This window comes from Curtobacterium sp. MCSS17_005 (assembly GCF_003234225.2).
Lineage (GTDB): Bacteria > Actinomycetota > Actinomycetes > Actinomycetales > Microbacteriaceae > Curtobacterium > Curtobacterium flaccumfaciens.
Genome location: NZ_CP126258.1, coordinates 2,780,104 through 2,793,590 on the forward strand (window position 1 = coordinate 2,780,104; position 13,487 = coordinate 2,793,590).

Genomic DNA, 13,487 nt, shown 5'->3' on the forward strand with positions numbered 1-13,487 from the left:
CGCTACCGCGGCGGTGCGAGCAGGGCGCGGAGGGCGTCCTCGAGCGCGGCCGAGACGACGGCGTCGTCGGCGGATGCCAGCGGTTCCACCGCGGTGGACTGCCGGAGCATCGACATCCCGAGCACCACGGCCAGCGCGATCTCGGCACGGACGAGCAGTTCCTCGGACCCAGCGCCGCCGACCGTGCCCGCGAGCCGTTCGGCGTACCGACGCAGCGTCTCTCGGCGGATGGCATCGGCGCCGTCGTCGCCGGAGGACCGCAGCAGGAGCATCAGCTGCAGGGAGTCGTCGTCGGTGGGGGCCCGCACGATGTGCGTGATGATGCCCGTCAGCGCCCGTTCGAGGCCCTGCTCGCTCGTCTCCTCGGCCCCCAGGTCGCGCACGACGCGGTCGAGGCAGGCGCGGAAGAGCCCCTCCTTCGAGCCGAAGTACCGGTTGATCAGGGCGACGTTCACCCCGGCGTCCCCGGCGATGTCGCGCACGGTCGTCGCGCGGTACCCGTCGAAGGCGAACCGACGCCGGGCGGCCTGCACGAGCAGGAGTCGGGTGGCCGCGGCGTCCTTGCTCATGGAGCGCAGCCTAGCGGTCCTCACAGTCATGTAAGCAAGCGTTGACATGCTCCTCAGAGCGCGTACGCTCGTCATGTCAGCAATTGTTTACATCTACGAGCACGACGACACGGAGCACGATGACCGACACCATGCAGAGCCCACGGACCGGCTCGCACCCCACAACCGACGGGCGCCGTCCGAACAGCACGGCGATCATCGTCTACCTGTCCCTTGGCGGCCTCTCCTTCGCGGTGCTGCAGTCGCTGGTCGCCCCGGCACTGTCGACCATCGGGCAGGACCTCGGCGCCTCCACCAGCGCGACCAGCTGGGTGCTCACCGCCTACCTGCTCTCCGCCTCGGTGCTCACGCCGATCCTCGGTCGCCTCGGCGACATGATCGGCAAGCGCAAGGTCCTGATCGTCGTGCTGTCGATCCTGCTCGTCGGCGCCGTGCTCGCCGCCCTCGCACCGAACCTCGGCGTGCTGATCGTCGGCCGCGCACTGCAGGGCGCCGCTGGAGCCGTGATGCCGCTGTCGATCGGCATCGTGCGTGACGAGCTGCCGAAGGAGAAGGTCAGCGTCACGATCGGCCTGCTGTCCGCGATCTTCGGCATCGGCGCCGGTGTCGGCATCGTCGCCGCCGGACCCATCGTCGAGCACCTCTCCTGGCACTGGCTGTTCTGGCTCCCCGCCGTGCTCGTCGTCATCGCACTGCTCGGCGCGGTCTTCGGCATGCCGGAGTCCCCGGTGCGGAAGCCCGGCCGCCTGGACATGGCCGGCACGTTCGTCCTCGCGGTGTCACTCGTCTCGATCCTGCTCGCCGTCAGCGAGGGTGAGACCTGGGGCTGGGGTGACGGCAAGACCATCGGCCTGCTGGTCCTCGGCGCCGTCGCACTGGTCGTGTTCGTCCTGGTCGAACTCCGGGTCGCCGAGCCGCTCATCGACGTCCGGCTCTTCGCGGTCCGCGGTGTCTGGACCGCCCACGTCGTCGCACTCGTCTTCGGGTTCGCGATGTTCGGCACCTTCGTCCTCGTGCCGACCCTCCTGCAGCTCCCGACGGCGCTCGGCTACGGCTTCGGCAAGGACGTCACCCAGGCCGGTCTCTTCCTGCTGCCGACCGTCGTGATGATGGTCGTCGCCGGGCCGATCGCGGGCATCCTGGTGCGCAAGGTCGGCCCGAAGCCGCCGATGCTCATCGGCGGGTTCGCCATCGTCGCCGCGTTCGTGCTGCCGGCGATCGCACACGCCGAGCTGTGGCAGGTGGTGGCCTCCGGCGTCCTGACCGGCATCGGCATCGGCATGGCCCTCGCCGCCTGCTCGAACGCGATCATCGAGAGCGTCCCCGCGAGCCAGACCGGTGAGGCCATCAGCGCCAACACGGTCGTCCGCACCATCGGCTCGAGCGTCGGCACCGCCGTCATCGCAGCGCTGATCACCTCGCACAGCACGCCGCAGGGACTGCCCACCGACGACGCCTTCACCATCGGGTTCTGGGCGTGCACCGGTGTGGCGGTCGTGGCCGTGCTCGCCGCGCTCGCCGCGCCGTCGATGCGCGCCCGCCGCGCAGCGGCCGCCGCCCGTGGGATCGACGACCTCGAGGAGGTCGCCGAGTAGGGCCGTGGGCCCGACCACCCGGGAGGTCCGTCCAGCGTCGACGACGCGGGGCGGGCCTCCCGTCCGTTGCGCAACCTGGGAACGCACCGGGCGCACGCGAGCCAGCGTGACGATCATCGGACCGGTCGCGTCCCGTCAGGGGACGCGGACCGCCGCGCCCGGACAGGAGACCCCATGAGCAGCACCGACCACGACGACACCACCGCTCCCGGACGGCCGTCGTTCCGCGACACGGTGACCGCCGGACTCGTGCAGAAGGCCCTCGAGCCGGTGCTGCGCGCCGTGCGCGAGGAGGTCGCCTCGGCGCGACGTGAGATCGGTGAACGTGCGAGCGGTGCGAAGACCGGGCTCGTGCTCACCGGGGTGGCCGTCGGGTTCGCCGTGACGACCCTGGTCGCGCTCGCCGGCTTCGCGGTGGCGCTGCTCGCCCTGGCGCTGCCGCTGTGGGCGGCGACCGGGATCACGTTCGTCGTGTTCGCGATCGTGACCGCGGTCCTGTTCGTCGTCGGCCTGCGCGGGATCCGGCGGGGTGTCCCGCCGGTGCCCAAGGACACGATCCAGGCGGCGAAGCAGCGGGCGACCCACGCGGCGGACGCCCGGACGGACAGCGCCGAGCGCGACTGACGGACCCGACGAATCGACTGCTGGGCCGCGACTGACGGGGCAGCCGACTCCGCTACATCGCCAGGGTCATGCCGACCACGGCGACGGTCATCGCGAAGACCTCGCCGCTGCGGACGGCCCGCCGGTCCTCACGACCCCACTCGTACCGGAGCAGCCAGCCGCTGAACGCGGAGTAGCCGATCACGCCGGCGCCGAGCACCGCGGACAGTGCGATACCGTGCCCGGCGTGGTTTCCGGCGACGCCCGAGGCGTGGCCCATCAGCAGCATCCCCGCCATCACGACGGCGGAGAGTGCGCGGTGGACGTCCATCGGCTCCGCGCGGCGGCCGTCGGCGCGGCGACGACGCATCACGGGCAACGGTGCGAGCAGGAGCAGGAGGGTCGCGGCGAACAGGGTCCACACCGCACCGGCGTCGACGACGGGCATGAGCATCGCGACGAGCATCACGCCCGCCGGCACGATCACGCCCGGGCGCGGTCGGTAGCGGTCACCGACGATGCAGCACACCGACGCGAACTGCGGCACGACGAGCATGGCGTCGGCGACGGTCTCGTGCACGTGGGGCGTCCTCGGTGCGGCGGGGTGGTGCGGGGTGGGGTCAGTCCTCGGCGCGGGCAGCGGCCTTGGCGGCGCGCTCCTGCTTCACGCGGGCGTTCTCGGCGTGCACGGCGGCCTGCGTCGCACGCTCACGGACGAGCCACTCGGGCTTCTGCTCGAGCAGCGTCTTGATGTCCGCCGTCGTCAGTGCGTCGTCGATCCCCGCACGGCTCAGGCCGGAGATGGAGATGCCGAGCTTCTGCGCCACGACAGGTCGCGGGTGCGGGCCGTCGCGTCGGAGGTCCTCGAGCCAGGTCGGGGGTTCGGTCCGGAGCTCGTCGAAGGCGGTCCGCGTGAGGGGAGCGCTCTGGAAGGACTCCGGAGCCGCCGTCAGCAAGATGCCGAGCTTCTTCGCAGCCGTCTCGGGCTTCATGGTCTGTTCCTGCGCCATGAGGACAAGGGTACGGCCCCTATGCTCGTCTGCATGACCGCGGCTCTCACCATCGCCTTCGTGCCGGGGGTCTCCCCCGCAAAGTGGGCCCGTGTCTGGCGGGAACGCTTCCCCTCCGTCGAGCTCCGGCTGCGGCCGATCGGCGCCGACGACGTCGACGACACGCTGGCCGGCGAGGCCGACATGGTCTTCGCACGCCTGCCCGTGTCCGAGCAGCACAATGCCATCCCGCTCTGGACCGAGACGGCCGTCGTCGCGATGCCCAAGGACTCCCCCCTCGCCGAACTCGCCGAGGTCGACCTCGCCGACGCCGAGGTCCACGTGATCGACGCCGGCCCGGTACCGGCCGACATCGACGGATCGCTCGACCTGGTCGAGGCGAACGTCGGCGTCGTCGTGCTCCCCCAGTCGCTGTTCCGCGCCGCCAGCCGCAAGGACCTGGTGGGCCGTCCGCTCATGGACGCCGAGGGCACGCGCATCGCGCTGGTCTGGCGGGACGAGGACACAACCGAGACCACCGAGGAGTTCATCGGCGTGGTGCGCGGGCGGACCGCCAACAGTTCGCGCCAGCCAGGAGGCCCGGATCGCGACGGCGACGACGACTCGCGTCCGGCTCGTGGCGGCACCAAGGCCGGGTCGGGTGCCAAGGGTGCGTCCGGCGGGTCGGGTGGGTCCGGCGGGTCGGGTGCATCGGGTTCCAAGGGCGGCTCCGCGGGCGCCGGCGGCAAGGCCAAGGCCAAGTCGCCCGGCAGCGGCAAGTCCGGCAGTGGCAAGAAGTCGAACACCGGCAAGGGCCCAACGCCCGGACGCGGCAAGATGCGCGGCAAGCCGAGCCGGGGTTCCAAGGGCAACCGATGACGGACACGCGGCTGGCCCTGATGCCGGCCACGCGCCTCCCGGCCTGGCTCCAGCGCACGATGGCCGAGTACGTCGAGTCGCGGATGCAGGCGGGCGAGACCCGCGAGCAGGCCGAGGCGAACGAGCAGCAGTCGCGGGACCGCTGGTTCCCGGGCGGGTCACCGGCCGACGGGCACCTCGTGTGGGACGTCACCGACCAGGACGACACCGTCATCGGGTACCTGTGGATCGGGCCGCTCACGCCGGGCAGCACCGATTGGTGGGTGTTCAACGTCGAGATCGACGAGGCACACCGGCGCCGCGGGCACGCCCGTCGAGCGCTCGAACTCGGGCACCGCGCCGCTGCAGAACACGGTGCGACGAGCATCGGGCTGAACGTGTTCGGCTACAACACCGGGGCGCAGGAGCTCTACGCGGCGCTCGGGTACCAGGTGACGTCGGCGCAGATGCGGAAGCCGCTGGTCTAGCGCAGGACGGCTGCGGCGGCGCGGGTGCGTGCTGCGGCGGCGCGGGTGCGGGGGCTCGGGCCACCGCCCGGTCATCGCCCGGTCACAACACCCCGCGTGCATGGCCCCGAGCGGTCACGAAGTGTCGACTGGCCGCACCCGGAACGACGGGTCGTGACCACCCGGCGGAGACCAGCGGGGATTCGTGACCGCCTGAAGGTCCGCGTCAGCGCAGGACGGCTGCGGCGGCGCGGGTCACCCTCGCGCCGCGCGATTCCTCGGCTGCTGCGCGGGCCCGGGTGACGACGACGGCGTCGGCGCGTTCGGCCGACCCGTGGTCGAACGGCGGTTGCGGGTCGTACTCGATCTGCAACTGGATCGCCTCGGCCGCGGGTTGTCCGGCGAGCTCGGCCGCGAGCCACAGCGCCATGTCGATGCCCGCGCTCACCCCGGCAGCGGTGACGACGGCACCGTCCCGGGCGATCCGGGCGTCCACCGGCTGCGCGCCGAAGGCCTCGAGCATCGGCTTCGAGGCCCAGTGGGTCGTCGCGCGTCGGCCGGCGAGCAGCCCGGCGGCGCCGAGCACGAAGGCACCGGTGCACACCGAGGTGATCCACGTCGCGTGCTCGGCCTGGCGCCGCACGAAGGCCACGACGTCCGGGTCGAGCATCGCGTCGAAGGCACCGTCACCACCGGGCACCACGAGCACGTCCGCCGCTCGGGCATCGCTCATCGTGGTCGTCGGGACGAGTGACAGGCCGCAGTCGCTCGGCACCGGGTCGAGCGTCGCCGCCACGTACTCGACGCGTGCGCCGGGCACCCGGCTGAGGACCTGCGCCGGGCCGGTCAGGTCGAGCTGGGTCAGGTGCGGGAACAGCAGGAACGCGATCCGGATGTCGTCGGCCATGTCGCGACCATAGTCCCGGCGTTCCCGTTCCCGTTCCCGTTCTCGCTGGCTTGCCCGTCAGCTCCAGACGCCGGAGGTCCCGCGCCGGTGGCTCCCCAGCAGGTGGGTGTCGACGATGCCGAGCGCTTCCATCAGGGCGTACATCGTCGTCGGTCCGACGAAGGCGAAGCCGCGCTTCCGCAGCGCCTTCGACAGGGCGAGGGACTCGTCGGACTTCGTCGGGACCTCGGCGGAGGACCGAGGCTCGGGCGTGGTCGCCGGCCGGAACGACCACACGAAGTCGGCGAGCCCGCCGTCCTGCCGCAGGGCGATCGTGGCGTTCGCGTTGGTGATCGTCGCGAGGATCTTCGCGCGGTTCCGGACGATCCCGGCGTCGGCCATGAGCCGTGCGACGTCGTCCTCACCGAAGGCCGCGACGGTGTCGGCGTCGAAGTCGGCGAAGGCTGCCCGGAACGCGGGTCGTTTCGCGAGGATCGTGCGCCACGACAGACCGGACTGGAACGCCTCGAGCGAGAGCCGCTCGAACACCCCGCGTTCGTCGCGGACGGGCATGCCCCACTCGGTGTCGTAGTACTCGCGCAGGAGCTCGTCCGACGACGCCCAGACCGGCCGGGCCAGGCCGTCGTCACCGGTGACGAGGTCGGGCACGGGCGGGGCGTCGACGGGCTCGGTGCTCATGCGACCATCCTGGCGGGCGCCGCCGACAGCCGATCACTCACTCGGCGGGCGGGCCGTCCTGCGTCGCCTGCTCGTCCATCCACACGTACTCCCAGCGGTGTCCGTCCGGGTCGGTGAAGCTCCGCTGGTACATGAAGCCGAGGTCCATCTCCGGGCGGTCTTCGGTGCCGCCGGCGGCCACCGCGGCGTCGACGATGCGGTGGACGTCCTCCTTCGACGGGGCGCTGAGCGAGTTGATGACCTCGATCGTGTCGGGGTCGGCGATCGTCTTGTCGGTGAACTCGGCGAACTTCGCCGTCGTCAGGATCATCACGTAGATGGCGTCACTCACCACCACGCACGCCGCGGTGTCGTCGCTGAACGCCGGGTTGATCGAGTACCCGAGTGCCTCGTAGAACGCCTTCGAGCGCTCGAGGTCCGTGACGGGCAGGTTGATGAAGACCATCGTGTCCATGGCGGTTCCTTTCGTCACGCTCAACCTGGCCCCACCCGGTCCAGCGCGCAACCGTTTCGTGGGGGAACCAACCGGTACACAACATGCTGGTCGGACGCGGGCGTACGTGGACGAGTCAGAACCCGGTGGTGGACGGGACGAGCCGACGAGCCCGATCCTGGTTTCCTGACGCACGCCCCCGAAAGCGCAAATCTTCGGGCCCGCGCTGGCTGCAGGACATCCGAGGATCACTTTCGACCGAGCAGCACCCGATCGACATATCAATGCTACCCGCCGTGCTCGGCTCCGGTCAAGGCGTCCGCAGCCTGGGCCGGAAACGACGAAGTCGCTGTCGTCCGACAGCGACTTCGTCGTTCCGCGTCTGGCCGGGGACGCCCGACCAAAGCAGCCTCAGGCCAGCTCGCGCCCCTCGCCCGCGGCACGCTGGTGCGACTCGGCCTCGGCCTGGCCGATGATGTCCTCGGCGGGCACCGGGTTCAGGCGGTCCCAGAGGAAGAACAGGCCGCCGCCGACGAGCAGCGAGATCCCGACCCACAGGTTGATGTGGATCCCGCCGGTCTTCTCGGGGTCGGTGTTCCAGTGCACGATCCCGACGATGGTCGTGATCACGCCGTAGAGCACGAACAGGCCGCCGAGGATGCGGCGCAGGTCGAGTCGGCGGGTGGAGCGGACGAGGGCTGCCTTCTGCTCCTCGGTCATCGCGCCGGGGGTGGTGGTGTCACTCATGAGAAGTGGTCTCCTTCGCGGATCAGAGGAACGGGAGGTACAGGACGACGCACAGGACGAGCGCGACGGTGCCGAGCAGTGCGGGCGAGCGGTACCAGGCGGTGTCCGTCGCGACCGAGTCGCCGTGCAGGTCGATCTTGCCCACGCCGTAGACGAGTCCACCGAGCTCCTTCTCGTCCTTCGGCTTGGTGAGCATCGAGACGACGAAGCCGACGACCAGCACGGTGACGAACGAGATGATCGCGCCGTACAGGGTCTCCGCGGTGGCGGTGGCGAACAGGTCCGGGTTGACCAGGTAGGCGATCCAGGTGATCGTCGGGGTCACGATGCCGAGGACGTAGCCCCAGAGCGCACCCTGCGTCGTCATGCGCTTCCACAGCAGGCCGAGGATGAACACGGCGAACAGCGGTGCGTTGAAGAACGAGAACAGCGTCTGCATGTACGTCATGATGTTCGACGCCTGGGCCGCGATGAACGCGGTCGCGATGCCGACCACGACGCCGACGACGGTGACCCAGCGGCCGGTCTTCAGGTAGTGCAGGTCGGGCATGTTCGGTCGGATGTAGCGCTGCCAGATGTCGTAGGTGAAGACGGTGTTGAACGACGAGACGTTCGCCGCCATGCCGGCCATGAAGGACGCCAGCAGACCGGTCACCGCGATGCCGAGCACACCGGTCGGCAGGTACATCTGGATGAGCTTCGGGATCGCGTCGTTGTAGGTCAGCGTGCCGTCGGCGAACTGGTTGCCCACGACGGCCGCGGCGATGAGGCCGGGGATCACGACGATGGCCGGGATGAAGAGCTTCGGGATCGCGGCGATGAGCGGGGTGCGGCGGGCCGCGGACATGTTCTTCGCCGAGAACGCGCGCTGCACCTCGGTGAAGTTCGTGGTCCAGTAGCCGAAGCCGAGCACGAAGCCCAGGCCGAGCACGATGGCGAGCCAGTTGGCGCCGATCGGGTTGGTGACGTCACCGAAGCCGGTGCCGGCCCAGGCCTGCAGGTGCTGCACGCCCTGGGTCTCGGTGATGGCCTTCGACAGGCCGTCCCAGCCGCCGACGCGGTGCAGACCGACGATCGTCAGCGGGATGAGCCCGGCGATGATCACGAAGAACTGCATGACCTCGTTGTAGATCGCGCTCGAGAGCCCGCCGAGGGTGATGTAGACGAGCACGAAGCCGGCGGAGACGATGATCGCCAGCCACTCCGGCCAGCCGAGCATGGCCTCGATGACGATGGCCATCGCGTACAGGTTGATGCCCGCGATGAGCACGTTCGACACCGCGAAGGCGATCGCGTTCACCAGGTGCGGCGCCTTGCCGAAGCGGCGCAGCATGAACTCCGGCACGGAGCGGACCTTCGAGCCGTAGTAGAAGGGCATCATCACGAGGCCGAGGAACACCATCGCGGGCACGGCACCGACGAGGTAGTAGTGCAGGGTGGCCATGCCGATCTGGGCACCGTTGGCCGCCATGCCGAGGATCTCGGTGGCACCGAGGTTCGCGGACACGAACGCCAGGCCCGTGATCCACGCCGGCATCGAGCGGCCGGACAGGAAGAAGTCCATGCTCGTCCGGACCTGCTTGCGGGCGGTGAACCCGATCCCGATGACGACCGCGAAGTACACGATGATCATCAGGTAGTCGACCCAGCCCAAGTCGAGCCGGATCCCTTCGTTCGCTGCAGCGAGAACCATTCACATCTCCACGTCAGTGTGTTGCAGCCGACAACTCTGCCGACCCGGACGGAGACGTTACACCGATTTGTGACCGTTCACATAGCCAGCGCATACATCGTCCGAGCCGCGCAGCGCTCCCCCGGTTCGCTACGCTCGGCCCATGACCGACGCGTCGCGCATCCTCGTCCTCAACGGCCCGAACCTCGACATCCTCGGGCGCCGCGACCCGGAGCAGTACGGCACCGTGACGCTCGCCGAGATCGAGGCGATCGTGCACACCGAGGCGGCCGTGCACGGGCTCGAGGCCGACTTCCGCCAGACGAACCGCGAGGGCGAGCTCGTCGAGTGGCTGCACGAGGCGCTCGACGACTTCGCCGCGGTCGTCATCAACCCCGCCGCCTACGCGCACACCTCGGTCGCGCTGCACGACGCGGTGGAGGCCCTGTGGGTCCCCGTCGTCGAGGTGCACCTGTCGAACACGTGGAAGCGCGAGCCGTTCCGCCACGTCGACCACGTCGCCACCGCCGCGACGGCGGTCATCGCCGGCGCGGGCGCCGACGGCTACCGCCTGGCGGTCGCGCACGTCGCGTCCCTGCTCGGCTGAGCCACAGTCGCGCGGGAGGCCCGTGGCGGCGTCGCCACGGGCCTCCAGTCCGCCATCTGGTCACGCTGGGTCGCGCCCGTTCCTTCCCATGGCACGCGCGATGCCTGGCGATTCCGGGCGTACCCGATGAGAAGTTCCGACCAGGGACGCCCGGAAGCACCAGGTGCGCCCGGAAGAGCAGGGCACGCTGATCAGAACTCGGCGGGGCGCCGCACGTCGGTCAGGCCAGCGGTGGCGAAGCCGCCGCGGATGAGCGGCACGGCGCGGCGCACGGCCTGGTCGATGCGGAGCTCGAGGTCGACGCTCGCGATGTCGTAGCCACCCTCGCGCTTGGTGAAGTCCCGCTCGTTGCCGAACACCCCGAGCGGCAGGGTCGTGGACTGGAAGAACCCGAACAGCGGGCGCATCTGGTGCTCGACCAACAGGGCGTGCCGGTCGCTGCCGCCGGTGGCGGTCAGCAGCACCGGGGTGTCGACGAGGTCGTACTGCCCGACCCAGTCGAAGAACAGCTTGAACGCGCCGGAGTAGGCCGCTCGGAAGGCCGGGCTGCCGACGACGAGCACGTCCGCGGCCTCCACCGTCTCGAGGGCCCGGCGGGTGCGGTCCGACATCGTCTCGCGACCCGAGGCCGCTCCGAGGTCGGCGAGCAGCGGGCCGATCTCGATCGTCTCGGTCCGGGCACCGTCGATCTCCTCGGCCAACCGGGCCACCGTCGCCGCGACCAGGGTCGAGGTCCGCGAGGGGTCCGATGGGCTGCCACTGACGCCGACGACCAGTTCTCCGCTCATGCGGTCGATGCTCACACGCTGCCGGGGCGGGCGGCACGTTCATGACGACATGTGTCGGGTGCCAGTCGGTCGGGGTAGCGTCCGCGCCATGCAGACCTTCCTGCCGTACGCCGACTTCCGGGCATCCGCCGAGGTCCTCGACGACCGGCGGCTCGGCAAGCAGCGCGTCGAGACCCTGCAGGTGATGCGCGCCCTGACGCTCCCCGACTACGGCTGGCAGCACCACCCGGTGACGGCGATGTGGCGCGGTTACCGTCCGGCGCTGATGGCGTACCAGGAGGCCACGTGCCGCGTCTGGGCGGAGCGCGGGTACGCCGACACGTGTCTCGAGAAGACCCTGCTCGACCTGGGTCGTGTGCCGGAGGACCTGGCGGCGTACGAGCGCGGCGACGTGCCGATCCCGCCGTGGAACGACGACGAGGCCCTGCACGTCTCGCACCGGTCGAAGCTCGTGCAGAAGGCGCCGGAGCACTACCGGGAGCTGTTCCCGGACGTGCCGGACGACCTGGACTACGTCTGGCCGGGGACCCCGGAACCGGCGACGCACACCGCCTGACCGTCAGGCGACCGCCTGGCTCTCAAGCGACCGGGATCCAGCGACCGCCCTCGCGCCGGGTGACGACGTCGGAGCGGATCTCGACCACGTCCCGCAGCCCGTCGACGGCGGCGTCGCGGACGGCCGCGGCGGCACGGTCGTCCTCGGCCTCGAAGCGCACGACGGCGCAGGGGACGCCACGGAGCAGCCGGACGTCCTCGGCCTCGACCACGGCGTGTTCGCGCACCAGGGCGGCCGCGGCGGGCAGGACGGCGTCCGGGGCGGTGCCGGGCGCGAGGGCACCGATCGCCAGGGTCGCACGGTACGAGGGCATGCGACGACGCTACCGGGGAACCGGATCCCGCCGTGGGCTGCAGGGGAACCGACGCCGCTCAGGGGTGCGACGTCGACCCACGGCGGGATCGCGGTGTACGGCGGGACACGACGACAGGGGGAACGTCGCGCCCCGCGCCGGACGTCGATCAGGGGGTCGACATCCGGTCTGGGTCCACCGCGCGGCTCGGTTCAGGGGAACCGCACGGTGGTGGACCTCAAGGGTGTTCGGTGTCCTCTCGGTACCGGTCCGTCTCGGTCGGTGCGGGCATCGACCGGTGGGCGGCGGCTGGCCGGACCATCGGGAGCAGGGCACTCCCGGCGGTCGCGAGCGCTCCGACCACGGCGATGACCCCGAGCGGGGCCGTGCCGAGGTCGTGCTGCGCTGCCAGGGCGAGCGCGACGAGGGTGGCCGGCGCCGGCAGGAGCTGCACCGCTCGGAAGCGGTCGTCCCGTCGCGTCCGGGTCATCATCGCGTTTGCCATGACGACACTCTGACGCAGATCGGTTGTCCGCAGAAGGGGGGACACGTACCCAGAGATGGAGTAGAACGTCTAGTACACCTCAGCCGAGGGCGCGGACGGTCGCCACGGCATCGGCCACGGCCCCGACGACCACCGGGACGTCGTCGGCCGTGAGGGCAGCGTCGAACGTCAGGCGGAGGGCGGTGCGGGCGACGTCCTCCGGGATCCCGAGTGCCGTGAGCACGTGGGAGGCCTCGGTGCTGCCGGCAGCACAGGCACTGCCCGACGACGACACCACGTCACGCTGCTCGAGCTCGAGCAGGACGGTCTCGCCGTTGACGCCCGGGAAGCAGAACGACGCGTGCCCGGGCAACCGGTGCTCCCGCGACCCGGTGACGAACGCGCCGGGGACCGCGGCGAGCACGCCGTCGAGCACCGCGTCGCGCACGGTGGTCGCCGCGCCCTCCCCCGACCGCACCGTCTCCGCCGCCAGCCCGAGGGCGGTCGCCACCGCCACGGCACCGGCCACGTCCTCGGTGCCGGACCGCCGCCCCCGTTCCTGTCCCCCGCCGTGCAGCAGCGGCTCGAGCCGGACCCCGGCGCGCACCGCGAGCACGCCGGTGCCCTTCGGGGCGCCGAGCTTGTGCCCGGACAACGACAGCGCGTCGACGCCCAGCACCGCGAGACCGATCGGCAGCCAGGGCGCGGACTGCACGGCGTCGGTGTGGAACCGCGCCCCGACCTCGTGCGCCACCGCCGCGAGCGCGGGAACGTCCTGCACGGTGCCGATCTCGTTGTCGGCGTGCGCGATCGAGACGAGCGTGGTGTCCGGGCGGAGGGCCGCGCGCAGCACCGCGGGGTCGACGCGGCCGTCCGGCCCGACGGGCAGCACGGTGACGTCGAAGTCGTGGAAGCGGGCGAGGTACGCGCAGCTCCCCAGTACGGCCTCGTGCTCGATGGCGCTCGTGACGACGTGCCGACCGCGGGGTGTGGCGAGGGCGATCCCCTTGATCGCGGTGTTCGCCCCCTCGGTGCCGCCGGTGGTGAAGACGACCTCGGCGGGCCGGCACCCGAGCACCCCGGCGACGGCGGCCCGCGCGGAGGTGAGTCCCCGCGCGGCCTCGTCCCCGACCCCGTGAGTCGACGAGGGGTTGCCGAACGCCCCCGTCAGGTAGGGCCACATCGCCTCGAGCACCTCGCGGCGGACCGGGGTGGTGGCGGCGCGGTCCAGGTAGAACACGG

General features: G+C 71.1%; 18 protein-coding genes. 6 read left to right on the forward strand and 12 right to left on the reverse strand.

Annotated features, from left to right (window positions below):
• Positions 1–2: 2 nt before the first annotated feature.
• Complete coding sequence (locus DEJ20_RS13245; protein ID WP_111022213.1) at positions 3–569, reverse strand: TetR/AcrR family transcriptional regulator; 567 nt, start codon at positions 567–569, stop codon at positions 3–5.
• 119 nt (positions 570–688) lie between these two features.
• Between DEJ20_RS13245 and DEJ20_RS13250 the strand changes: the two genes are divergently transcribed.
• Together DEJ20_RS13250 and DEJ20_RS13255 are read left to right on the forward strand one after the other, a co-directional pair.
• Positions 689–2,164, forward strand: a complete 1,476-nt coding sequence (locus DEJ20_RS13250) for an MFS transporter (protein ID WP_111236325.1) — start codon at positions 689–691, stop codon at positions 2,162–2,164.
• 174 nt (positions 2,165–2,338) lie between these two features.
• Positions 2,339–2,788 carry a phage holin family protein gene (locus tag DEJ20_RS13255; RefSeq protein WP_111236326.1) on the forward strand — a complete coding sequence of 150 codons (450 nt, stop codon included), beginning with the start codon at positions 2,339–2,341 and terminating at the stop codon, positions 2,786–2,788.
• Between the two features lie 52 nt (positions 2,789–2,840).
• Here DEJ20_RS13255 and DEJ20_RS13260 read toward each other — a convergent pair whose 3' ends face one another.
• Positions 2,841–3,347 (reverse strand): hypothetical protein, encoded by a 507-nt coding sequence (locus DEJ20_RS13260; RefSeq protein WP_111236327.1) that lies wholly within the window; start codon positions 3,345–3,347, stop codon positions 2,841–2,843.
• A gap of 40 nt (positions 3,348–3,387) precedes the next feature.
• The gene (locus DEJ20_RS13265; RefSeq protein ID WP_017888549.1) at positions 3,388–3,777 is read right to left on the reverse strand and encodes a DUF5997 family protein; all 390 of its coding nucleotides are present in this window, start codon (positions 3,775–3,777) and stop codon (positions 3,388–3,390) included.
• Between the two features lie 33 nt (positions 3,778–3,810).
• Between DEJ20_RS13265 and DEJ20_RS13270 the strand changes: the two genes are divergently transcribed.
• Positions 3,811–4,635, forward strand: coding sequence for a LysR family transcriptional regulator substrate-binding protein (locus DEJ20_RS13270; RefSeq protein ID WP_220035028.1), 825 nt, complete (start codon positions 3,811–3,813; stop codon positions 4,633–4,635).
• Positions 4,632–5,102: a GNAT family N-acetyltransferase gene (locus DEJ20_RS13275; RefSeq protein WP_111038132.1), complete on the forward strand. Its 471-nt coding sequence runs from the start codon at positions 4,632–4,634 to the stop codon at positions 5,100–5,102. Before DEJ20_RS13270 ends, DEJ20_RS13275 begins: the two co-directional genes overlap by 4 nt.
• Positions 5,103–5,307: 205 nt before the next feature.
• Here the strand turns inward: DEJ20_RS13275 and DEJ20_RS13280 are convergent, their stop codons facing one another.
• The 5 genes from DEJ20_RS13280 to DEJ20_RS13300 form a co-directional block, all read right to left on the reverse strand.
• The gene (locus tag DEJ20_RS13280) at positions 5,308–5,988 is read right to left on the reverse strand and encodes a DJ-1/PfpI family protein (RefSeq protein WP_111236329.1); all 681 of its coding nucleotides are present in this window, start codon (positions 5,986–5,988) and stop codon (positions 5,308–5,310) included.
• 57 nt (positions 5,989–6,045) lie between these two features.
• On the reverse strand, positions 6,046–6,666 hold the full coding sequence (locus DEJ20_RS13285; RefSeq protein ID WP_111236330.1) for a DNA-3-methyladenine glycosylase I: 621 nt from the start codon (positions 6,664–6,666) through the stop codon (positions 6,046–6,048).
• 37 nt (positions 6,667–6,703) lie between these two features.
• Positions 6,704–7,120, reverse strand: coding sequence for a VOC family protein (locus DEJ20_RS13290; RefSeq protein WP_111236331.1), 417 nt, complete (start codon positions 7,118–7,120; stop codon positions 6,704–6,706).
• A gap of 390 nt (positions 7,121–7,510) precedes the next feature.
• A complete protein-coding gene (locus DEJ20_RS13295) occupies positions 7,511–7,846 on the reverse strand; it encodes a hypothetical protein (RefSeq protein WP_027466303.1) in 336 nt (111 codons plus the stop codon).
• Between the two features lie 22 nt (positions 7,847–7,868).
• A complete protein-coding gene (locus DEJ20_RS13300) occupies positions 7,869–9,539 on the reverse strand; it encodes a sodium:solute symporter family protein (protein ID WP_071405106.1) in 1,671 nt (556 codons plus the stop codon).
• 142 nt (positions 9,540–9,681) lie between these two features.
• Here DEJ20_RS13300 and aroQ point away from each other — a divergent pair, with 142 nt between their 5' ends.
• On the forward strand, positions 9,682–10,125 hold the full coding sequence (gene aroQ / locus DEJ20_RS13305) for a type II 3-dehydroquinate dehydratase (RefSeq protein ID WP_027466301.1): 444 nt from the start codon (positions 9,682–9,684) through the stop codon (positions 10,123–10,125).
• 191 nt (positions 10,126–10,316) lie between these two features.
• Here the strand turns inward: aroQ and DEJ20_RS13310 are convergent, their stop codons facing one another.
• The gene (locus tag DEJ20_RS13310) at positions 10,317–10,913 is read right to left on the reverse strand and encodes an NAD(P)H-dependent oxidoreductase (RefSeq protein ID WP_027466300.1); all 597 of its coding nucleotides are present in this window, start codon (positions 10,911–10,913) and stop codon (positions 10,317–10,319) included.
• Positions 10,914–11,001: 88 nt separating this feature from the next.
• Here DEJ20_RS13310 and DEJ20_RS13315 point away from each other — a divergent pair, with 88 nt between their 5' ends.
• On the forward strand, positions 11,002–11,469 hold the full coding sequence (locus DEJ20_RS13315; RefSeq protein ID WP_111236332.1) for an MSMEG_6728 family protein: 468 nt from the start codon (positions 11,002–11,004) through the stop codon (positions 11,467–11,469).
• 22 nt (positions 11,470–11,491) lie between these two features.
• Here the strand turns inward: DEJ20_RS13315 and DEJ20_RS13320 are convergent, their stop codons facing one another.
• The 3 genes from DEJ20_RS13320 to DEJ20_RS13330 form a co-directional block, all read right to left on the reverse strand.
• Entirely contained in the window at positions 11,492–11,782 is a 291-nt protein-coding gene (locus tag DEJ20_RS13320) for a hypothetical protein (protein WP_110863438.1), read from the reverse strand.
• 217 nt (positions 11,783–11,999) lie between these two features.
• Positions 12,000–12,266, reverse strand: a complete 267-nt coding sequence (locus tag DEJ20_RS13325) for a hypothetical protein (protein ID WP_146239634.1) — start codon at positions 12,264–12,266, stop codon at positions 12,000–12,002.
• A 79-nt stretch (positions 12,267–12,345) separates the two neighbouring features.
• A complete protein-coding gene (locus DEJ20_RS13330) occupies positions 12,346–13,485 on the reverse strand; it encodes a cysteine desulfurase family protein (protein WP_111236333.1) in 1,140 nt (379 codons plus the stop codon).
• Positions 13,486–13,487 lie beyond the last annotated feature (2 nt).